Origin of the sequence: Streptomyces sp. LX-29 (assembly GCF_029541745.1) — a bacterium.
GTDB lineage: Bacteria > Actinomycetota > Actinomycetes > Streptomycetales > Streptomycetaceae > Streptomyces.
In genome coordinates this window covers 1,717,205-1,736,413 of record NZ_CP089746.1, presented here as the reverse complement: position 1 = coordinate 1,736,413, position 19,209 = coordinate 1,717,205, and the positions used below count along the sequence as shown (strand labels likewise).

16 protein-coding genes are annotated in these 19,209 nt (G+C 75.3%); 8 read left to right on the top strand and 8 right to left on the bottom strand.

Annotated features, from left to right (window positions below):
• Positions 1-13 precede the first annotated feature (13 nt).
• Positions 14-1,135 (top strand): chemotaxis protein, encoded by a 1,122-nt coding sequence (locus tag LRS74_RS07570; RefSeq protein ID WP_277744643.1) that lies wholly within the window; start codon positions 14-16, stop codon positions 1,133-1,135.
• A gap of 358 nt (positions 1,136-1,493) precedes the next feature.
• Here LRS74_RS07570 and LRS74_RS07565 read toward each other — a convergent pair whose 3' ends face one another.
• Entirely contained in the window at positions 1,494-2,264 is a 771-nt protein-coding gene (locus LRS74_RS07565) for an aminoacyl-tRNA hydrolase (RefSeq protein ID WP_277740279.1), read from the bottom strand.
• 85 nt (positions 2,265-2,349) lie between these two features.
• Between LRS74_RS07565 and LRS74_RS07560 the strand changes: the two genes are divergently transcribed.
• Both LRS74_RS07560 and LRS74_RS07555 read left to right on the top strand, forming a co-directional pair.
• Positions 2,350-3,378: an ATP-binding cassette domain-containing protein gene (locus tag LRS74_RS07560; protein ID WP_277740278.1), complete on the top strand. Its 1,029-nt coding sequence runs from the start codon at positions 2,350-2,352 to the stop codon at positions 3,376-3,378.
• Entirely contained in the window at positions 3,375-4,064 is a 690-nt protein-coding gene (locus LRS74_RS07555; RefSeq protein WP_347178107.1) for an ABC transporter, read from the top strand. Before LRS74_RS07560 ends, LRS74_RS07555 begins: the two co-directional genes overlap by 4 nt.
• A 54-nt stretch (positions 4,065-4,118) precedes the next feature.
• Here LRS74_RS07555 and LRS74_RS07550 read toward each other — a convergent pair whose 3' ends face one another.
• A complete protein-coding gene (locus LRS74_RS07550; RefSeq protein ID WP_277740277.1) occupies positions 4,119-5,513 on the bottom strand; it encodes an alkaline phosphatase PhoX in 1,395 nt (464 codons plus the stop codon).
• A 67-nt stretch (positions 5,514-5,580) separates the two neighbouring features.
• Complete coding sequence (zapE, locus tag LRS74_RS07545; protein WP_277740276.1) at positions 5,581-6,711, bottom strand: cell division protein ZapE; 1,131 nt, start codon at positions 6,709-6,711, stop codon at positions 5,581-5,583.
• A gap of 67 nt (positions 6,712-6,778) precedes the next feature.
• On the opposite strand from zapE, the gene LRS74_RS07540 reads away from it, so the two are divergent.
• The 4 genes from LRS74_RS07540 to msrB all read left to right on the top strand — a co-directional run bounded on the left by LRS74_RS07540 (position 6,779) and on the right by msrB (position 10,627).
• The gene (locus LRS74_RS07540) at positions 6,779-7,585 is read left to right on the top strand and encodes a pyrimidine reductase family protein (RefSeq protein ID WP_277740275.1); all 807 of its coding nucleotides are present in this window, start codon (positions 6,779-6,781) and stop codon (positions 7,583-7,585) included.
• A 297-nt stretch (positions 7,586-7,882) separates the two neighbouring features.
• Positions 7,883-8,359 carry an indole-3-glycerol phosphate synthase gene (locus LRS74_RS07535; protein ID WP_277740274.1) on the top strand — a complete coding sequence of 159 codons (477 nt, stop codon included), beginning with the start codon at positions 7,883-7,885 and terminating at the stop codon, positions 8,357-8,359.
• A 445-nt stretch (positions 8,360-8,804) separates the two neighbouring features.
• Complete coding sequence (gene murC / locus LRS74_RS07530) at positions 8,805-10,196, top strand: UDP-N-acetylmuramate--L-alanine ligase (protein WP_277740273.1); 1,392 nt, start codon at positions 8,805-8,807, stop codon at positions 10,194-10,196.
• A 23-nt stretch (positions 10,197-10,219) separates the two neighbouring features.
• A complete protein-coding gene (gene msrB, locus LRS74_RS07525; protein ID WP_277740272.1) occupies positions 10,220-10,627 on the top strand; it encodes a peptide-methionine (R)-S-oxide reductase MsrB in 408 nt (135 codons plus the stop codon).
• A gap of 101 nt (positions 10,628-10,728) precedes the next feature.
• Here msrB and treZ read toward each other — a convergent pair whose 3' ends face one another.
• The 4 genes from treZ to LRS74_RS07505 all read right to left on the bottom strand — a co-directional run bounded on the left by treZ (position 10,729) and on the right by LRS74_RS07505 (position 16,180).
• A complete protein-coding gene (gene treZ / locus LRS74_RS07520) occupies positions 10,729-12,705 on the bottom strand; it encodes a malto-oligosyltrehalose trehalohydrolase (RefSeq protein WP_277740271.1) in 1,977 nt (658 codons plus the stop codon).
• Positions 12,706-12,898: 193 nt separating this feature from the next.
• Positions 12,899-13,813, bottom strand: coding sequence for a GNAT family N-acetyltransferase (locus LRS74_RS07515; RefSeq protein ID WP_277740270.1), 915 nt, complete (start codon positions 13,811-13,813; stop codon positions 12,899-12,901).
• 418 nt (positions 13,814-14,231) lie between these two features.
• The gene (locus LRS74_RS07510) at positions 14,232-14,927 is read right to left on the bottom strand and encodes a response regulator transcription factor (RefSeq protein ID WP_277740269.1); all 696 of its coding nucleotides are present in this window, start codon (positions 14,925-14,927) and stop codon (positions 14,232-14,234) included.
• Positions 14,924-16,180: a histidine kinase gene (locus LRS74_RS07505; RefSeq protein ID WP_277740268.1), complete on the bottom strand. Its 1,257-nt coding sequence runs from the start codon at positions 16,178-16,180 to the stop codon at positions 14,924-14,926. Before LRS74_RS07505 ends, LRS74_RS07510 begins: the two co-directional genes overlap by 4 nt.
• 125 nt (positions 16,181-16,305) lie before the next feature.
• Between LRS74_RS07505 and LRS74_RS07500 the strand changes: the two genes are divergently transcribed.
• The gene (locus tag LRS74_RS07500) at positions 16,306-16,563 is read left to right on the top strand and encodes a hypothetical protein (RefSeq protein WP_277740267.1); all 258 of its coding nucleotides are present in this window, start codon (positions 16,306-16,308) and stop codon (positions 16,561-16,563) included.
• Positions 16,564-16,729: 166 nt separating this feature from the next.
• Here LRS74_RS07500 and treY read toward each other — a convergent pair whose 3' ends face one another.
• Positions 16,730-19,192: a malto-oligosyltrehalose synthase gene (gene treY, locus LRS74_RS07495; protein ID WP_277740266.1), complete on the bottom strand. Its 2,463-nt coding sequence runs from the start codon at positions 19,190-19,192 to the stop codon at positions 16,730-16,732.
• Between the last annotated feature and the right edge of the window lie 17 nt (positions 19,193-19,209).

Sequence of the window (19,209 nt, the reverse complement as noted above, 5' to 3'; positions counted from 1 at the left end):
TCGAAAGGTCATGATGCGCACCACCGATCTGACATCCAGCACGCTGGCCGCCCTCCGTACGCGACGGCCCTACCCGGCGGTCACCGTCACCCTTCCCACCCATCGGCGAGAGACCGACAACGCGCAGGACTCCACCCGGCTGCGCCGGCTCGTCGCCGAGGCCAAGCACCGCCTGGAGGACGATCCGGAGGTGCCGCGCGACGCGCGCTTCGACATCAGCGGCCGGCTGGACAAGGCCGTGGCCGAGGTCGACCTGCGCCACTGCCTCGACGGGCTGGTGATCTTCGCGGCCGCCGGCGAGCACCAGGTCTGGTCCCTGCCCTGGTCCGTCCCCGAGCGCGTCGTCTTCAGCGACACCTATCTGACCCGGAACCTGGTCTCGGCGCGGGAGCGCGTGCGGCCGTACTGGGTGCTGGCCGTCGCCGTGGACCGGACGACGCTCTGGAGCGGCAGCGAGAACACCCTGCGCGAGGAGCGCACCGCCGACTTCCCGGCCGAGCCGGAGCCGCGGGACAACGTCGATCCCGAGCGCGAGGAGCGCATCGGCGACGCGCCGAGCGCCTACGACGACGAGCGCACCCGTCACTACATGCGGCAGGTCAACTCCGCCGTCGAGACGCTGCTGGCGACCGACCCGCGCCCGCTCTACCTGATGGGTGTGGCGCCCGCGCTCAGCCTGCTGGAGGAGACCGGCGGCGCCGCCAAGGCCGCCGTGGCGAAGATCGTCAAGGGCGGTCTGACCAACGGCCCGGCCCCGGTGCTGGCCGAGGCCGTGGCCCCGGCCCTGGCCGAGCATGCCAAGCGCGACACCGAACGGGCCATCGGCCGGCTCGAGCAGGCCCAGGGCCGCAAGGCGTTCGCCGCGGGGCTGAACGAGGTGTGGCAGACGGTGAAGGAGGGCCGCATCGACCTGCTGGTGGTCGAGGAGAACTACGCGCAGACGGTACGGGTCGCGGAAGAGCACCTGCTCCCGGTCGCGGAAGGCGAGACGACCGGCGGCGGCGTGCAGTCCGTGCGTGAGGACATCGTCGACGAGATCGTCGAGGCCGCGCTGGACACGGGCAGCGAGGTGGCGTTCGTGCCCGACGACACGCTGGCCGCCCACGAACACATCGTGGCGGCGCTGAGGTTCTGACGCCCCGGGCGCCCGGAGCCCCTCCCGGCCGCCCGCGGGCGGACACCGCGGGCGGTTGGGGACACCTCGGGCCGCCTGCCCCCTCGGGAGCTCAGGCCGGGCCCACGTGCTCAGACTGGATCCGTCCTCCGTGGGGGCCTGACCGGGCCCGTCCTCCGTACGGGCTCAGACCGGAGCCGCCAGGCAAGAGCCGTCCTCCGTGGGGGCCTGACCGGCGGCCGATCCTCCGCGGGTGAGCCAGACGGGGCCTTCCTCCGCGGGGCTCAGCCAGAAGCCGCCTCCCGTGGGGGCCAGACCGGGCCGCCTCCCGAGGAGGCCCAGACCGGGCCCTCCTCCGCGGGGCGGGGGTGGACCCGGCTCAGGTGCGGGGCAGTCGGGCGCGGAGGGCCGGGTGGTCGGCTACCACGGTGCAGGAGCCGGGGGCGATCTCGGTGAAGCCGGCGTCGCGGACGACCGGCAGCCCGGAGGCGGCGAGCCGGGCCCAGCGTGCCGGCTCGGCGGTGCGTACGGACAGCGCGAAGCCCGCGGCGCGCCAGGCCGCCCGCTCCGCGTCGGCCAGCTCCCACCAGGCGAGCTGCGCGCCGTGTCCGGCCTGGGCCATCGCCTTGCCCGCGGACATGTCCAGATCGGGGCTGAGCCACAGCACGGGCGCGCCGTCGTCCGGCGCGGTCGGGGGCTCGGGGTCGTCGAGGTCGGTGCCCGAGACCTGGAGCTTCACCAGCTCCTTGGGCCAGCCGTCGAGCGGCACCGGCGGGAAGACCCGCACCTCGGCCGCGTGCCCGGTGACCGTGATCCCCGGCAACGCCGACGCGCGCCGCCACTCGGCCCCGCGCGCCCGCCGCACCACCTTGCGGATCCGCGCGTCCTGCCAGTCGCGCACGGCCTCCGCCCAGGCGCCGTCTGCGGCCGTCGCCCGCTCGTCCGAGAGCAGCATGAGCACCGCGCGGGCGGCCGTCTCCAGGGCGTCGGTACGGGCCGGGGGAGCGGCCTTCTCGATGCGGACCAGCAGCGGCAGCACGAACTGCGGCGCGGCGTCCCGCTCCGCCTCCGGGCGACGGGCCGGGCGGTCGGGGTGCGGGTCTCCCTGGTGGGGGACGGCGGTGCTGGGACGCGGGTCAGGGCTGGTCACCGTCCCAGTGTGCCAGCACCGCGGAACGAAGATCACGGCCGGTCTGACGTGGCCTTTACCGGTGCCGATCGTAGGCTCAACCCCCATGAGACTGCACGGAGTCGGGCGCCGGTACGGGCTCGGGGGGCCTTGGGTGCTGCGCGGTGTCGACCTCGAACTGCCGTCGAGCGGCCTCGTGCGCATCGAGGGGGTCAACGGCGGCGGCAAGTCCACCCTGCTGCGACTGCTGGCCGGGATCGACGCCCCCAACGCGGGCCGGATCACCGGCCGGCCCCGTGCCGCCTACGTGCCCGAGCGCTTCCCCGCGGCCCTGCCCCTGACCGCCCTCGGCTACCTCACCCACCTCGGCCGGATCCACGGCCTGGAGCGGACGGCCGCGCGGCGCGCCGCCGCCGACTGGCTGGAGCGCTTCGGCGCGCTCGGTCACGCCGACACGCCGCTGGCCGCGCTGTCCAAGGGCACCAGCCAGAAGGTGGCCGTCGCCCAGGCCCTGCTCGCCGAGCCCGGCCTGCTCGTCCTCGACGAGGCGTGGACCGGCCTCGACCAGTCGGCGCGCGGCGTCCTCGACCGCGCGGTCCAGGCCCGGGTCGCGGCGGGCGGGCTGGTCGTCTTCGTCGACCACGACCCGCTCCGCCTGGCCGGCGCCGCGGACGTCGCCTACCGGGTGGCCGACGGGGGACTGCTGCCGGCGTCGGATCCGACGGCGGACGCCGCCCTCGCGCCGGACGCCGCCCTCGCGCCGGACCGATCCGGCACCGGCGGCACCGCGCCCGGTCGCGATACGGGGGCGCGGCGCGATGTGCCGCGGGCCGGGCGAGGAGAGCTCGGGCCTCGCGTGGCGATCGACGTCGAGGGCCCGCCGGGGGCCACGCTGCCCGACCGCCTGCCCGGCGCGCCCGAGGTCTCCGCGGCCGGCCCGTCCGGCGCCGCCGGCGCCGCCGGACGCCCGGTCCGGCTGACCGTCGGCGCCGCGCACTCCGACGCGCTGCTGCGGGCCCTGCTCTCGGGCCGGCCGCCCTGGCACATCCGGGCGGTCACCCCCCTGCCGCCCGGGGCCGTGCCCCCGATCGGCGCCGCCGACGACCATCCGCTGCCGAGCTCGAGGACGCCGTGACCGCCTCACTGCCCGTACTCGTCCACTATCAGGCGGCGCTTCTGGCCCGCTCGTACCGCTGGCTGGCGCCGCTGCTGCTGTACTGCGTTCTTCTGGTCGTCGGGGTGCGGACCGGCGAACCGATCCTCGACTCGCTGGGTGGCGCGGCGGCGGCGCTGCTCCCGGTCTCCGCCTGGCTGGTGCGGGTGTGTCTCGGCAACGAGCCACTCGCCGCGCGGGACTGCGCGACCGCCGCGGCCGGCCCCGTGAGGGTGCAGCTCGCCTGCCTGATCACCGCGCTGGGCAGCGCCCTCGGGCTGGGGGCCGTCGGAACGCTGCTGGTGGCGGCCTTCAGCGACCCGCGCAGCTCCGACCTCCGGGTCGACGTGCCCCTCGGGGAGGCGACCGCCGCCGGACTGCTGGCCGCCGTCGCCTGCGCGCTGCTCGGCACGGCGCTCGGGGCGCTGTGCGGCCCGCCGTTGCTGCACAGCCCGGCCTGGGCCGTCCCCGCCACCGCGTGCGGTGCGCTGCTGGCCCTGGTGGTCGGGGGCTCGCCCGCCAACGCCGCCGTGTCCGCCCTGGTGAGCGGCTCCCACAGCGGCACCGTGACGGCGCCGCTGTGGCCGCTGGTCGGCGCCGCCGTCCTCACGGCCGCGGTAGTCGGGCTGTCCTGCGCGCTCCGTGCGCGGTGGACGCCGCGGCTGTGACCGCCGGTACCGCCCCGGCCGCCGGCGGGGTGTCCCGCCGGCGGCCGCCCCCGGTCAGCAGTGGTGCCAGGGCCCGGTGACCGCGAAGGTCGTGCCGGGGGCGTAGCAGTTGACGTACATCGTGCGGCGGTCCGGGGAGAAGGTGACGCCCGCGAACTCGCCCCACTCCGGCTCCTCGGGGGTTCCGATGTTCTGCGCGCCCCGGGCCATCGGGTAGACCTCGCCGCGCCGGGTCAGCCCGTAGACGTGCTGGGCGCCGTTGCCGTCCTCGCTGACCATCAGGCCGCCGTCGGGCGCCAGGGTGATGTTGTCCGGGGACTCGCCGGGCAGCTGGATGTCGGTGCTCGGGCCGAAGACGACGACCAGGGTGAGCCGACGCCGCCGGGGGTCGTACCGCCACACCTGCCCGAAGTGGTCGGCGGCCGAGCCGTCCGCGCTCTTGGCGAAGCTGGAGACGAAGTAGACACACGAGCCGCCCCAGTAGCAGCCCTCCAGCTTCTGCGCGTGGGTGATGCCGCCGCGGCCGAAGTCCTGGAGCCGGATCGGGGTCTCCTGGGCGAGCGGGTCCGGGACCGGCACCCACTCGACGCGGTCGAAGTGGGTGCCGGGCTCCTGGACGACGGACAGGTCGGCCACCCCGGGCACCCGCATCGCCTCCAGCCGGCCGCCCGCGCGCAGCGAGCCGCGGCCGCCGAGTGGCTTGTCCGGCAGGAAGCGGTAGAAGAGGCCGAAGGGCTTGAGGAAGGCGTCCTCGGTCTCGTAGACGACGCCGCTGTGCGGGTCCACCGCGATCGCCTCGTGCTGGAAGCGGCCCATGGCGGTGAGCGGGTGGGCGCCGGTGCGCCGCGGGTCGTACGGATCCACCTCGAAGATGAAGCCGTGGTCCTTGGTGTAGCCGTTGGTGCCGGCCTTGTCCTCGGTCTCCTCGCAGGTCAGCCAGGTGTGCCAGGGGGTGCGGCCGCCCGCGCAGTTGACCGCCGTACCCGCGATGGCGACCCGCTCGCCCAGGACCCGGTTGCGGGGGTCGAGCTCCAGCGCCGTACAGCCGCCCATGCCGGTCGGGTCGTAGGTCAGGCCCTCCACGGCGGGGACGCGGAGCTTCGCGGTGGCCCGGTTCTCGTGGTTGCGGACGAGGTGGGTGCGGCCGTGGCGGCCGGGGAAGGCGGCCATGCCGTCGTGGTTACCGGGCACGGGGCCCTCGCCGGAGCGCAGTGGGTCGCCCTCCCGGGACAGCACCCGGTAGCGGAAGCCCTCGGGGAGGTCGAGCAGGCCGTGCGGGTCGGGGACGAGCGGGCCGTACCCGGCGTGGCCGTCCCGCGCCTGCTCCGTGGACGCGCCGCCCGCGGCGGCGGCGGTGCCGGTGAACAGCTCGGAGACGCTGCCGGCGAAGGCTATGGAGGCGCTCAGTGCGCCGGTACGGGCCAAAACCTGGCGTCGTGTGGTCGACATGCGATGACTCCCTGCTGGCGGACAGGTACATGACCACACGTTGGTACCACGCGGATGATCACCGCGACTACGGTTCGACGAGCGGCTTCGCGTCCCGGGCCAGGGCCGTCAGGCGGGATATCGCCCGGAAGTACTTCTTGCGGTAGCCGCCGCGCAGCATCTCCTCGCTGAAGAGCGCGTCGAAGGGCGCCCCGGAGGCCAGCACCGGGACCTCGCGGTCGTAGAGCCGGTCCGCCAGCACCACCAGGCGCAGCGCGGTGGACTGGTCGGGCACCGGGACGACGCCGGTCAGGCAGACCGCCTCGATGCCGTCGCACATCGCCCCGTAGCGGCTCGGGTGGACCTTGGACAGGTGGTCGAGCAGCGAGGGGAAGTCGTCCAGCGAGGCGCCCGGCGTGCGGTACGCGACGCGGGTGACGAGGTCGTCGGAGTGCGGCGCCGGGGCCTCGGGCAGCCCGCGGTGCCGGTAGTCCTCGCCGTCGATGCGCAGGGCGCGGAAGTGGGCGGAGAGACCCTGGATCTCGCGCAGGAAGTCGACGGCGGCGAAGCGCCCCTCACCGAGCTTGCCGGGGAGGGTGTTGGAGGTCGCGGCGAGCGCCACGCCGGACTCGACCAGCTTGCTCAGCAGGCTGGAGACCAGGACGGTGTCGCCCGGGTCGTCGAGCTCGAACTCGTCGATGCAGAGCAGCCGGTGCTCACCGAGCGTGCGCACGGTCTGCTGGAAGCCGAGGGCGCCGACCAGGTTGGTCAGCTCCACGAAGGTGCCGAACGCCTTGAGCTCGGGGGCGGCGGGGGTGGCGTGCCACAGCGAGGCCAGCAGGTGGGTCTTGCCGACGCCGTATCCGCCGTCGAGGTAGACGCCGCGCGGGCCGCTGGGGGTCGCGGGGCGCGACTCCCGCCGGAACCAGCGCTTCCGCCCGCTGCCGCCGGCGGCGCTCACCCCGCCGCCGAGCTGGGCGGCGAAGTCCCCCAGCGTCTTGACCGCGGCGGTCTGGCTGGGCTGGTTCGGGTCGGGGAGGTAGGTGTCGAAGCGCGCCGTGCCGAAGCGGGGCGGCGGCACCATCTCCGCCACCAGGCGGTCGGCCGGCACCTGCGGTGAGCGGGCGGTGAGGGCGACCGGGCCGTCCGAGGAGGCGACGTCCGAAGCGGTGGTGCGCGCTGCGGGGACGCCCGGAGCGACGGCGTTCGTGGAGGACACAGCTACCCAGCGTAGACGCTCACCGGTATGCCTCCGACCGTGAGCGAGCCATGTCACACTGCCGCGTATGCGACGCCTGTTCCCCGTCTTCCCTGATCTGCCCGCCGCCCTCGACGACCGCGAATGGGGGCTCGACGAGCTGGCGGACGTCTACGCCTACCCGGAGCCCTCGGAGTACGCGGGCGGGGGCGCGGTCGACGCCGGGCGCACGGGTGCCTGGCTGCGCGCCAACATGGTCACCTCGCTGGACGGCGCCGCCTACCACGAGGGCCGTTCGCAGCCGCTGTCCTGCGCCGCCGACATGCGGATCTTCGGCGTGCTGCGCGCGCTCGCCGACGCGGTGGTGGTGGGCGCCGAAACGGTACGGCAGGAGGGCTACCGCCCGGCCCGCGCCCGCGAGGCGTTCCAGGCCCGGCGGGCGGCGCTCGGCCAGCCGCCCGCCCCCGCCATCGCCGTGGTCAGCGCCGGTCTCACGCTGGACTTCACGGCCCCGCTGTTCACCGAGCCGCTGGTGCCGACGCTCGTGCTGACCGGCGCGTCCGCGCCGACGGAGCGGGTGGCCGCGGCCCGCGCGGCCGGGGCCGAGGTGATCGTGGCCGGGGAGGGCGCCCGGGTCGACCCGGTCCGGGTGGTGACGGCCCTGGCGGAGCGCGGATTCACCCGGCTGCTGACGGAGGGCGGCCCGACGCTGCTGGGGCAGTTCACGGCGGCCGGGGTGCTGGACGAGCTGTGCCTCTCACTGGCGCCGCTGGTTGCCGCCGGGGACGCGTCCAGGATCGCAAGCGGGCCGCCTGTCACGGCGCCGGAACGGTTTGTTCTTGCCTCTGTCATGGAGGAGGCCGGCTTTCTCTTCACCCGCTACCGTCGGACGTGACGGCCTGCGGAATATTCCGTTCCGCTTGGCTCCTGCTGGGCAGACTTCAGATGAGCGAGCCCAAGCGCCCGCGCGGGCCGCGCGGGCGCGCAGGATGGTTTCTGTGGAGTCCCCGAGGCACCGTGGAACCGTCGGGGCCCGAATCGGCCTCTGGAACCGTCGGGGCCGGATGGACAGGCTCCGCGGGAACCTGGGGGCCACCGGCCCCGAGTGGACGTCGGGCCCACGGGCCCGAGAAGTGGGGCCTCAGGCCCGTGACGAAGAAGGGCGGCGCCCGACGTGTTCACGAGCGTATTGATGATCGAGAAGCCTCTGACGCCGGCGGACGTGGAGTTCGTCACCACCCTGCACGGCGACGACCCGGTCTCCTTCGTCGTGCTCATGCAGCCCCGTGGCGACCAGGATCGGCTGCTCCGCGCGATCGACGACGTCGCGCTCGGCTACCTGGACCGCGCCGTGCGGGAGGGTGACGAGCCGGAGGGCGAGGAGGCCGTGCCGCCGGCCCAGCGCGCCCTGACCCACTCCCTGGACGCGCTCCGCGCGGCCGGCAGCGAGGCCGTCGGTCAGATCGTCGAGCGCCACCCGCTCGACCTGCTGCGCTCCGTGGTCGAGGAGACCGGGGCCGACGAAGTGATCGTCCTGACCGCCCCGCACTTCGTCGAGGAGTTCTTCCATCGCGACTGGGCCTCCCGCGCCCGCCACAAGGTCGGCGTCCCCGTGCTCAAGCTCTTCGCCCACGCGGTCGACGAGGACCAGGCGGCGACCGGGGGGTAGGTCTCGCGGGCACCCGCCCTCGACGACGGGGTGCGGCGCCGCCCGCGCGGCGAGCGGGGCGCGTGGCGCACGGTGGGTTCGCCTCCGGAGGTGCGGCGCCCTCGCGCGGCGGGCGGGCCATGCGGTGAGCGGTCGGTTTCCCGTCCGGAGGTGCGGCGCGTTCGCGTGGCGGGCGGGTCGGCGGTCGTGCCGCGCCGGGTGCGCGCACGGCCGGGGGCGACGTCGGCGGTCCGTCGCACCCGCGCCGCCCCCCGTCCGCCGGCCGTCGCGGGCGGGCCGGCCGCGCCTGAGCCCCGCGGTCCGCGGTTCGCGGGGCTTTTCGGGGCGGGCCCGGCCGGGGTCGAGGCCGGGGCGTCGCCGCCGGGCGGTCGGGTGGTCGCACGGTGATGCGAGAATCGTCGGCGAGGAACGACGATCAGCGCACAGCAGCGAGGAGAGCCCGCATATGGCAGCCATTCCGTCCGCCATGGACCGACCGCACTTCATCGGCATCGGCGGCGCCGGAATGTCGGGTATCGCCAAGATTCTGGCGATGCGGGGCGCGCAGGTGGCGGGGAGTGACGCGAAGGACTCCGCGACCGCGGAGGCGCTGCGCGGGCTCGGCGCCACCGTGCACCTGGGCCACGCCGGCGAGCACCTGGCGGCGGACGCCAGCTGCGTGGTCGTCTCCAGCGCCATCCGCGCGGACAACCCGGAGCTGGCGGCGGCGGCCGAGCGGGGCATCCCGGTCGTGCACCGCTCCGACGCGCTGGCCGCACTGATGGACGGCTCGCGGCCGATCGCCGTCGCGGGCACCCACGGCAAGACCACCACGACCTCGATGCTCGCCGTCTCGCTGAGCACCCTCGGGCTGGACCCGTCGTACGCCATCGGCGGCGACCTGGACGTGCCCGGCTCCAACGCCCACCACGGCGGCGGCGAGATCTTCGTGGCGGAGGCGGACGAGAGCGACCGCAGCTTCCACAAGTACGCGCCCGAGGTCGCGATCATCCTCAACGTGGAGCTGGACCACCACGCCAACTACGCCTCGATGGACGAGATCTACGAGTCCTTCGAGACCTTCGTGGGCCGCGTCCGCACCGGCGGCACCCTCGTCGTCTCCGCCGACCACGACGGCGCACGCGAGCTGACCAAGCGGATCGCCGGCCGGGACGGGCTGCGGGTGGCGACCTACGGCGAGGCCGCCGACGCGGACGTGCGCGTGCTCCGGATCGCCCCGCACGGCCTGACCAGCGAGGTCACCGTCGTCCTCGACGGCGAGGAGCTCACCTTCACGGTGAGCGTGCCCGGCCGCCACTACGCGCTCAACGCGGTCGCCGCGCTCGCCGCCGGCGTCGCCCTCGGCGTCCCGGCGTCCGACCTCGCCCAGGCGCTGCGCTCGTACACCGGCGTCAAGCGCCGGCTCCAGCTCAAGGGCGCCGCCGGCGGGGTCCAGGTCATCGACTCGTACGCGCACCACCCTACCGAGATCTCCGCCGACCTGGAGGCCATCCGCGGCGGCGCGGGCGAGGGCCGGGTGCTGGTGGTCTTCCAGCCGCACCTGTTCAGCCGCACCCAGGAGCTGGGCGTCGAGATGGGCGAGGCGCTCACCCTCGCCGACGCCTCCGTGGTGCTCGACATCTACCCGGCCCGTGAGGACCCGATCCCGGGCGTGACCAGCGCGCTCATCATCGACGCCGCCGCCGCGCGCGGGGCCGACGTGACCCCGCTGCACGACAAGGGCGCGGTCGCGGACACCATCGCAGGAATGGCGCGGCCCGGTGATCTCGTTCTCACCATGGGCGCGGGCGACGTGACCGACCTCGGTCCGGAGATCCTCGCCCGCCTGGAGAGCTGAGGACCACCACGGAGGGATCCGACATGCCGTACGAGGTCGACAAGCCGGAGGAGCAGTGGCGCGCGGAGCTGACCCCGCAGGAGTACCAGGTGCTCCGCGAGGCCGGCACCGAGCGGGCCTTCACGGGTGAGTACACCGACACCAAGACGTCCGGCGTGTACTCCTGCCGCGCCTGTGGGGCCGAGTTGTTCCGCTCCGACACCAAGTTCGAGAGCCACTGCGGATGGCCGTCCTTCTACGACCCGAAGGACACGGACGCGGTGGAGCTGATCGAGGACCGCTCGTACGGCATGGTCCGCACCGAGGTGCGCTGCGCCCGGTGCGGCTCCCACCTCGGGCACGTCTTCGCGGGCGAGGGCTATCCGACCCCGACCGACCAGCGGTACTGCATCAACTCCATCTCGCTGCGGCTGACGCCCGACGGGGACTGAGCCCGGTCCCGCGCCCGGTCCCGGACCGGATTCGAAGCCGGGACGAGGCGCCAGGGCACAGGGGCGGCGGTCCGCCCGGCCCGCCGCGCCGTCGTCCCGGCTCAGCCGGTCAGCCGCAGCACGGCCGCCGTCTCCGGCGGCAGGCGGAGTACGCCGTCCGCCGCCGGCGGGTCCACCGGCCGCCAGGCGGCCAGCACCCGCGCGTCCGCGGCCTCGTCGCCCAGCGTGAGCTCGGCCGGCCGGTCGCCCAGGTTGGCGGCGACATGGAGCGGGCCGCGCCGGAAGTGGAGGGTGCGGTCGGCGTCGGCGGCCAGCGCGCCGTAGTGCCACCGCGGATCGCGGAGCGCGGGCTCGGCGTGGCGCAGCGCGATCAGCCGCCGGTGCCAGGCCAGCAGCGCCGCGTGGGGTTCCCGCTCCGGCTCGGCCCAGTCCAGGCAGGAGCGTTCCCGGCTGGCCGGGTCCTGGGGGTCGGGCACCTGCTCCTCGGCCCAGCCGTGGGCGGCGAACTCCCGGCGCCGGCCGGAGCGCACGGCCGCGGCCAGCTCCGGGTCGGTGTGGTCGGTGAAGTACTGCCACGGGGTGCGGGCACCCCACTCCTCGCCCATGAACAGCATCGGGGTGAAGGGCGCGCACAGCACCAGCGCGGCGGCGCAGGCCAGCAGGCCGGGGGAGAGCGTCGCGGCGAGCCGGTCGCCGGCCGCCCGGTTGCCGACCTGGTCGTGCGTCTGGGCGTAGCCCAGCAGCCGGCCGGCCGGGGTGGTGCGTGGGTCCAGCGGGCGGCCGTGGCGGCGGGCCCGGAAGGACGAGTAGCTCCCGTCGTGGAAGAAGCCGCCGGTCAGCGTCTTGGTCAGGGCATGGGCGGGGTCGGCGGCGAAGTCCGCGTAGTAGCCGTGCGACTCACCGGTGAGCGCGGTGTGCAGGGCGTGGTGGAAGTCGTCGTTCCACTGCGCGTGCAGCCCGAGGCCGCCCGCCTCGCGCGGAGTGGTGATGCGGGGGTCGTTCAGATCGGACTCCGCGATCAGGAACAGCGGCCGCCCGGTCTCGGCGGCCAGCCGGTCCACGGCGGACGACAGCTCGGCCAGGAAGTGCCGGGCGCTGGTGTCGCGCAGCGCGTGCACCGCGTCCAGCCGCAGCCCGTCGACGGCGTAGTCCCGCAGCCAGGCCAGCGCGCTGCCGATGAAGTACGCCCGGACCTCGTCGGAGCCGGGCGCGTCGAGGTTGACCGCCGCGCCCCAGGGCGTGTGGTGGGTGTCGGTGAAGTACGGGCCGAAGGCCGGCAGGTGGTTGCCGGAGGGGCCCAGGTGGTTGTGGACCACGTCGAGGACCACGCCCAGCCCGTGCCGCTCGTGCGCGGCGTCGACCAGGCGTCGTAGCCCCTCCGGTCCCCCGTACGGCTCGTGGACGGCCCAGGGCGACACCCCGTCGTATCCCCAGCCGTGGCGCCCCGGGAAGGGGCACACCGGCATCAGCTGAAGGTGGGTCACGCCCAACTCCGCCAGGTGCGGAAGGCGTTCCACGGCGGCGTCGAAGGTGCCCTCGCGGGTGAACGTGCCGATGTGCAGCTCGTACAGGACCGCGCCGGGCAGCGGGCGCCCACACCACGCCGGGCCCGGCCCGGCGGGACGGGCGCCGGGGGAGTGCCCGGTGGGGGAGTGGCCGGTGGGGGAGTGGCCGGTGGGGGAGTGGCCGGTGGGGGAGTGGCCGGTGGGGGAGTGGCCGGTGGGGGAGTGCCCGCCACCGGGGTTCCCCTCGGTGGCGGGCACCCCCGGGGAGGTCGGGTCGGCGGAACGGGCGTCGGAGGCGTGCCCGGCCGGGGCGTGAGCCACGCCCGGTCCGCCCGGGAAGGGTGCCACGACCGCGCTCAGCCCGTCGGGGCCGTCGGGCTGGCGGCGTGAGCGGGGGTCGGGCAGCGGCGGGCCCTCGTCCAGCGCGAAGCCGTACCGCGCGCCGGGCCCGGCCGGGGCCTCGGCTCGCCACCAGCCGGCCCGGCCGGGGTCGCGCTCCATGGCGTGCGTGCGGCCGTCCAGATGAAGGTCGACCCGGTCACCGGCGCGCGGCGCCCACACCTCGAACAGCACTGGCGGCTCCTCACTGACGGCGCGGGCTCCACGGGCGTGCCGTCACCGGTGGCATACGTTCTCACCATGCTGCGGGACGCGGGGCGCGGACGCACCAGGGCGTGGGACGCCGGCGTGTGGCGGGGCGTCAGGGGAGCGCGGTGCCGGTGTGCGCCGGGTGTCGTAAGGGGTGGAAGCGGCGCGTGGCGGGGCGTCAGACGAGGTCGATGCGCTCCTGGGTGACGGGGTAGCCGGCCTTGGCGAAGGCCGCGGCCATCGGGACGTTGTCCTGGTCCGTCGCGGCCGCGATCCGGGTGGCGCCCCGCTCCACCAGGTCATGGGTGCAGGCGACGAGCAGCTCATGGCCGTAGCCCCAGCCCCGGTGCTCGGGCACCACACCGACGTAACCCACGCACGGGCCCGCCGGGTTGCGCGCCGGGACGTGGATGCCGACGAGCTCCCCGTCCGGGCCCGGCGTGTAGGCCAACCGCCACCAGTCGCGCGGGGAGGGGAACCAGTGGAGGAACTCCAGGGTCTCGGCCACCGCCGCCGCCACCCCCGACTCGGCGACGATCCGCTGGTCGTGTGCGTCGAGCGTGCCCTCCAGGACTCGGTGCAGCACCTCGGCGACGACCGCGTCGTCCGGCTCCGGGCGGAACTCCAGCCGTCCCGGCCGCGCGGGCAGCCCGCACTCCGGCGTCCATTCGTAGCGGAACCGCTCGACCAGCGGAATGAGGCCGCCGGCGGTGGCCGCCTCGACCCGGGCCAGGACCGCGGCCACCAGCTCGGGCTCGTCGCGCCAACCGGGCGGCGCCAGCAGGCTGTACTCCGCGCACAGCGGTGCGGTGCGCAGCAGCCGGGCGGCGGCCTCCTCCTCGCCCTCCGCGAAGTCGAACCAGTCCAGCGCCACCGGGGCCTCGTCCTCGGGCCCCGCCCACCAGGCCGCGCGCGCCACCACCACGCCGTCGCGCAGCGCGACCCAGGTCCACTCGGGTCGGTACTCGCCGCCCTCGGCGACCGTGCGGTACTCGTGCCCGAAGCGGGCCCGACCGACCAGGCCGGGGTCGGACAGCGCGTGGAACAGGTGCGCGTCGCTGTCGGTGAGCGAGCGAATGACCAGCTCGGTCATGAGGGTGCCTCCGGAAGGGTGGTGCACTCCTGCCCGGAAGATCATCACGGGCGCGTACGGACCATAGACGCGCTGGTCAGCCGGTGTCCAGCAGTAATTCTCCCGGCTCGGCCCAACCGCCTCCGGCGCGATTTTCCGGCCGCCCGCGGCGAACCCCGCGACCTCGGCCGCCCGGCACCGTCACTCCCTGTTCCGACCGCCGCCCCTGCCGGTCCGTCGGTCCGTCGGTCCACCGGTCGGCGCGGCCGGTCGACGCCGTCAGCGGGCGCGGGCAGCAGTCGGTGCGGTCAGCTGATGCCGTCAGCCGGTGCCATCAGCCGGTGCCGTCAGTCGGTCCGTCAGCCGGTCCGTCATCCAGCGCCGTCATGCGGTGCCGTCAGCCCGGTGCCGTCAGCCCGGTGCCGTCAGCCCGGTGCCGTCAGTCGGGGCCGTCCAGGAGTCCGGCGTCGTGCGCCAAGAGCGCGATCTGCACCCGGTTGTTGAGGTCGAGCTTGGCCAGGATGCGTGAGACATGGGTCTTGACCGTGGCGACGCTCATGTAGAGCCCGGCGCCGATCTCGGCGTTGGACTTGCCCTGGCCCACGGCGACGGCGACCTCCCGCTCCCGGTCGTTGAGCCGGTCCAGCAGCTCCCGCGCCCGGACCTGACGGAGATCCCGCCCGGAACCGGCCACATGGTCGATCAGCTGCTGGGTCACCGCGGGGGACAGCACCGGATCGCCCGTCGCCACTCGCCGCACGGCCGCCACGATCTCGGCGGGCGGGGTGTCCTTCAGGACGAAGCCCGCGGCCCCGGCGCGCAGTGCGCGCAGCACGTGCTCGTCCGCGTTGAAGGTCGTCAGGATGACGACCTCCGGGGCCCGTTCACGGCGCCGCAGCCGCTCGGTGGCGGTCAACCCGTCCATCGTGGGCATCCGGATGTCCATCAGCACGACGTCCGGGGAGTGCCGGTCCACCAGCGCGTCCACCTCGTGGCCGTCACTCGCCTCCCCGACGATCTCGATGCCGGAGGGACCGCCGAGCATGAGCCGCAACCCGGCCCGTACCAGGGGGTCGTCGTCGACGAGGAGCAGGCGGACGGGCGCGGGCGCGGAAGCGGGAGCGGGAGCGTTCATGCCGGCCACGGTAGCCAGGCGGCGAGCCGGAAGTCTCCGCTCCGTGTGACGCGGCCGCTCTCCAGCCGCCCACCCGCCAGCGCCGCGCGCTCCCGCAACCCGGTGAGCCCGGCCCCGGCGCCGGGGATGGTCCCGGCTTCGGGCCCGGCCGGGTCAGCCTCTTCCGGCCGTATCGCCCCTTCCAGCCGTGTGGCTCCGTCGTCCGGGACGGGGTTGCGCACCTCCACGCTCAGCCCCTCGCCGGGGCCGCCCGCGGTCAGGACCGTCACCTCGGCGCCCGGTGCGTGCTTCCGTGCGTTGGTCAGGCCCTCCTGGACGATCCGGTACACGGTACGGCCCGTGCCGTCGGGCAGCGCGTCCACCACGGCCGCGTCCAGCCGGTCCAGCCCGTCGGACAGCGTCACCCGCATGCCCGCCTGCCGCGACTCCTCCACCAGCCGCGGCAGATCGCGCAGCGTGGGCTGCGGCCGGTCGACGGTCGGGGCCCGCAGCACCCCGATCACCTCGCGCAGGTCCTGGAGCGCCTGGTGCGCGCTGGTGCGGATCACGCCCGCCGCGTGGGCCACCTCCTCGGGCGAGGCGTCACTGCGGTACTCCAGCGCGCCCGCGTGCACGCTCAGCAGCGACAGCCGGTGCGCGAGCACGTCGTGCATCTCGCGGGCGATGCGCTCGCGGGTGAGTCGCTGCGCCTGCTCGGCACGCAGCGCCGCCTCCGCCTCCGCGCGGAGCGCCCGCTCGCGCAGGGACTCCAGCAGCTGCCGGCGGGAGCGCACGAACAGCCCCCAGCCGATGGCGGCGCTGAAGAGCACCGCGCCGACCAGCACCGAGCCGGTGTAGCTCAGCTCGGGGTCGGGGTGGAGGGCGGCGTCGACCGCGCCCATGGCCATGGCCAGCGTGCCGACTGCGGCGGTGGTGCGGACCGGGCGGTGCACCGCGACCGTGAAGAGGGCCACCAGCAGCGGCCCGGCCACATAGTGCGAGCCCGCCGAGGGGATCAGCAGCCCCACCGCCAGCGCCACCGGCCAGCGGCGCCGCACCCACAGCGCCAGGCACGCCACCCCGCCGATCAGCACCTGGGAGAAGAGCTCGGTGTCGGAGATCTCGGGGTTGTCGACCACCGACTCCGAGGTCGCCACGGAGAACAGGGCCGCCGCGAGGACGCAGAGGATGTCGGTGAACCAGTCCCGCGTGGTGCGGCGCCCAACTTCGTCGGGAGCCGCGTCGCGCGGGCCGGTGGATGCAGTGCCGGCCATGCCGTCGAATCTACTGACCGACGTCGGGGTGGGCGGCGCCCTGGAGCCGGTCCGCGACCAAAGTCGGTCGGTCGTAGACCATCGACTGATCTCGCCCCTCACCTCCCGGTCCTACGGTCGAAGGCATGAAGAAGGTGTGTGAGGGACTCGGAATGATCATGCTGATCCAGGGAGCGGCCGGACTGCTCCACGGCTGGACGGGATGGTTTCACTACTGGGCCGTGATCCGGCGCCTCTCCTTCCTCGACGGGCACGAGCTCTACGCCAACCTCGCCCTCGTCCTCCTCGGTCTGGTGGCGCTCAGCGCGCCCACGGTCCTCGCCGAGCACGCGGAGCGCGCGCGGCAGGGTGAGCCCGCGCGGCAGGGTGAGCCCGCCCGGTGAGGGTGAGGAGGACCTCGCCGACCGGTTCCGCCCCGCCCCATGCCGCGCCGTGCCGCCCCGGGCGGCCGGTGACCGACGCCCCGGCCGGCGCCCGCGCGCCGCGCGCGCTCGCCCTCGGGGAGCGCCTCCCCCGAGGGCCGACGTCCCCCGGCGGCTCCCCGGCCCCTCATGCCCGCGCCAGCAGCGCCACCGGCAGCCGGTCGAAGAGCTCGCGCAGAGGCCAGCGGCGCTCCGCCGTGCGGCCGGTGAGCAGGTCCCGCCAGGGGCCCGGCGGCAGCGGGAGCGCCGTGTCGGCCCAGCCGCCCGCCTCGGCCAGCCGCTGGGACAGGCGGGTCACCGCGGTGATGGCGGAGCCCCCGCGGGCGAAGGCAACGCAGTGCTCGGCCGCCGGGCCCTCGGCGAAGAGCGGGGCGTGGCCGCCCGGGGCCCCGAACCACTCCGGGTGGTGCCGGCGCAGCCGCAGTGCCGCGGCCGTGAGCCGGAGCTTCTCGGCCGACAGCCCGGTCGCGGTCCGTCCCCGGTCGAGGTCGGCGAGCAGGGCCGGCCGGAACTCCGGGGGGCGGCGGTTGTCCGGGTCGACCAGGGCGAGGTAGGCGTGCTCGGTGCCCATGTAGACATCCGGAACGCCGGGCATGGTCAGGTGCAGCAGTGCCACCCCCAGTGCGTTGACCCGGGCGGGGGCGTCCAGCTCGCGGTTGAAGGCGGCGAAGGCGGAGCCGAGCGAACCGCGCGGCTCGCCGGGGCCGGTGGCGAGGAAGGCCTCCACCGCCTCCTCATACCCGCCGTTCTGCTCGGTCCAGGTGGTGCGCAGGCCGGCCTCGCGCACGCTCTTCAGGACCGCCGGCACCAGCCGCTCCACCTCCGGGAAGCCCATGCCCAGCGCGGTCTGCCAGGCCAGCCAGGCCACATGGGGGTCCGGGGCGCCGCCCGGCAACCGCGCCAGCAGCCGCCCCCAGGGCCCGGGGAGCTCGGTCAGCGCCGCCAGCCGGGCTCTGACGTCCGCACTGCGCTTGGTGTCATGGGTGGACACCACCGTGCCGGTGTCCGGCCAGTCGGACGCCAGCCGGGTACAGAAGGTGTGGAAGGCGGCCGCGTCGACGACGGGATGTCCGGGGTCGCCGCCCACCTCGGCGGCGGAGAGCAGCGGGACGTAGCGGTAGAAGGCGGTGTCCTCGACCGACTTGGCGCGCAGCGCGGCGGCGGTCTGCGCGAAGCGGGCGCAGAAGTCCCGCTGCCACGGGCCGTCGCCGAGCCGGCCGAGGGCCGCGTCCCGCACCACGTCCACGGCTCGTGCCTCCTCGGCCACCGCGAAGGCGGTGCGGGCGCCCCGCGCGGCCTCGTCCAGCAGCGCGGCGTCCGCGGGGCGGGCGGGGGCGCCGGCGGTCGCGTACGGCCGGTACACCGGCAGCCGGACCAGGAGTTCGCGGACGGCGGTGCGCAGTGCCCAGGGGGCGTGGTCGCGCAGCCGGGGGGAGTCGGCGCAGAGCCGGGTGGCGCAGCGCACCAGCCGCTCCACCTCGGCGGCCAGCTCATGGCTCACCACCTTGTGGGCCGCGCGGCGGACCGTGGCGGGCCAGTCGCCGCCCCGGTCGGCGTCGGCGCCGACGGTCTCCCGGTAGAGCCCGGTGAGGGAGGCCAGGCCCCCGGGGTCGAGGAACAGGCCGTCCAGGTGGCGCAGCGCGTCATAGCCGGTGGTGCCCGCGACGGGCCAGTCCTCCGGCAGCGGCTCGCCGGGGCTGAGGATCTTCTCCACCACCGTCCACCGGCCCTCCGTGGCCTCCGCCAGCCGACGCAGATAGGCCGTCGGGTCGGCCAGTCCGTCCGGGTGGTCCACGCGCAGCCCGTCGATCACCCCCTCGCGACACAGCCGCGACAGCGTGGCGTGGGTCGCGGCGAACACCTCCGGATCCTCCACCCGCACCGCGATGAGCTCCGAGATGGTGAAGAAGCGGCGGTAGTTGAGCTCGGTGCGCGCCAGCCGCCACCAGCCCAGCCGATACCACTGGGCCTCCAGCAGCTCCGGAAGCGGCAGCCGCTCGGTGCCGCGCCGCAGTGGGAACCGGTGGTCGTGGTAGTGCAGCACGCCGCGCGCCACCGTGAGGTGCTTGAGCTCGTCGCCCAGCTGTCCGGCCAGCACCGGCAGCAGGACCTTGCCGTCCTGCGCGGCCCAGTCGATGTCGAACCACCGCGCGTACGGCGACGCCTGGCCGTCGCGCAGCACCTCCCACAGCGCCTGGTTGAGCTGCTCGGGCACGGGCGCGGCCATGTGGTTGGGGACGATGTCGACGATCAGGCCGAGGCCGTGCGCGTGTGCCGCGCGGGCCAGCTCGCGCAGCCCCTCCTCGCCGCCGAGCTCGCCCCGCACCGCCGCGTGGTCCACCACGTCATAGCCGTGGGTGGAGCCGGGCACGGCCTCCAGCACCGGGGACAGGTGGAGGTGGGAGACGCCGAGCGAGGCGAGGTAGGGCACGGCCTCGCGCGCCGCCGCGAACGGGAAGCGGGGCTGGAGCTGGAGCCGGTAGGTGGCGGTGGGCACCCGCGGCCGCGGCCCGGGGCCGGCGGCGGACGGCGGGTCCGACAGCGGCTCGGGAGGCGGCACCGGGGGCGGAGCGGCGTGGTGGAAGGTCATAGAACGTACGTACCCAG

What these genes read in the sequence shown, in the direction of transcription:
- LRS74_RS07570 (WP_277744643.1), top strand. Translation starts at nt 14, where the DNA reads ATGCGCACCACCGATCTGACATCCAGCACGCTGGCCGCCCTCCGTACG.
- LRS74_RS07515 (WP_277740270.1), bottom strand. Translation starts at nt 13,813, where the DNA reads ATGACCGAGCTGGTCATTCGCTCGCTCACCGACAGCGACGCGCACCTG.
- LRS74_RS07560 (WP_277740278.1), top strand. Translation starts at nt 2,350, where the DNA reads ATGAGACTGCACGGAGTCGGGCGCCGGTACGGGCTCGGGGGGCCTTGG.
- LRS74_RS07540 (WP_277740275.1), top strand. Translation starts at nt 6,779, where the DNA reads ATGCGACGCCTGTTCCCCGTCTTCCCTGATCTGCCCGCCGCCCTCGAC.
- LRS74_RS07505 (WP_277740268.1), bottom strand. Translation starts at nt 16,180, where the DNA reads ATGGCCGGCACTGCATCCACCGGCCCGCGCGACGCGGCTCCCGACGAA.
- LRS74_RS07535 (WP_277740274.1), top strand. Translation starts at nt 7,883, where the DNA reads ATGATCGAGAAGCCTCTGACGCCGGCGGACGTGGAGTTCGTCACCACC.
- murC (WP_277740273.1), top strand. Translation starts at nt 8,805, where the DNA reads ATGGCAGCCATTCCGTCCGCCATGGACCGACCGCACTTCATCGGCATC.
- LRS74_RS07500 (WP_277740267.1), top strand. Translation starts at nt 16,306, where the DNA reads ATGAAGAAGGTGTGTGAGGGACTCGGAATGATCATGCTGATCCAGGGA.
- treY (WP_277740266.1), bottom strand. Translation starts at nt 19,192, where the DNA reads ATGACCTTCCACCACGCCGCTCCGCCCCCGGTGCCGCCTCCCGAGCCG.
- msrB (WP_277740272.1), top strand. Translation starts at nt 10,220, where the DNA reads ATGCCGTACGAGGTCGACAAGCCGGAGGAGCAGTGGCGCGCGGAGCTG.
- LRS74_RS07510 (WP_277740269.1), bottom strand. Translation starts at nt 14,927, where the DNA reads ATGAACGCTCCCGCTCCCGCTTCCGCGCCCGCGCCCGTCCGCCTGCTC.
- LRS74_RS07550 (WP_277740277.1), bottom strand. Translation starts at nt 5,513, where the DNA reads ATGTCGACCACACGACGCCAGGTTTTGGCCCGTACCGGCGCACTGAGC.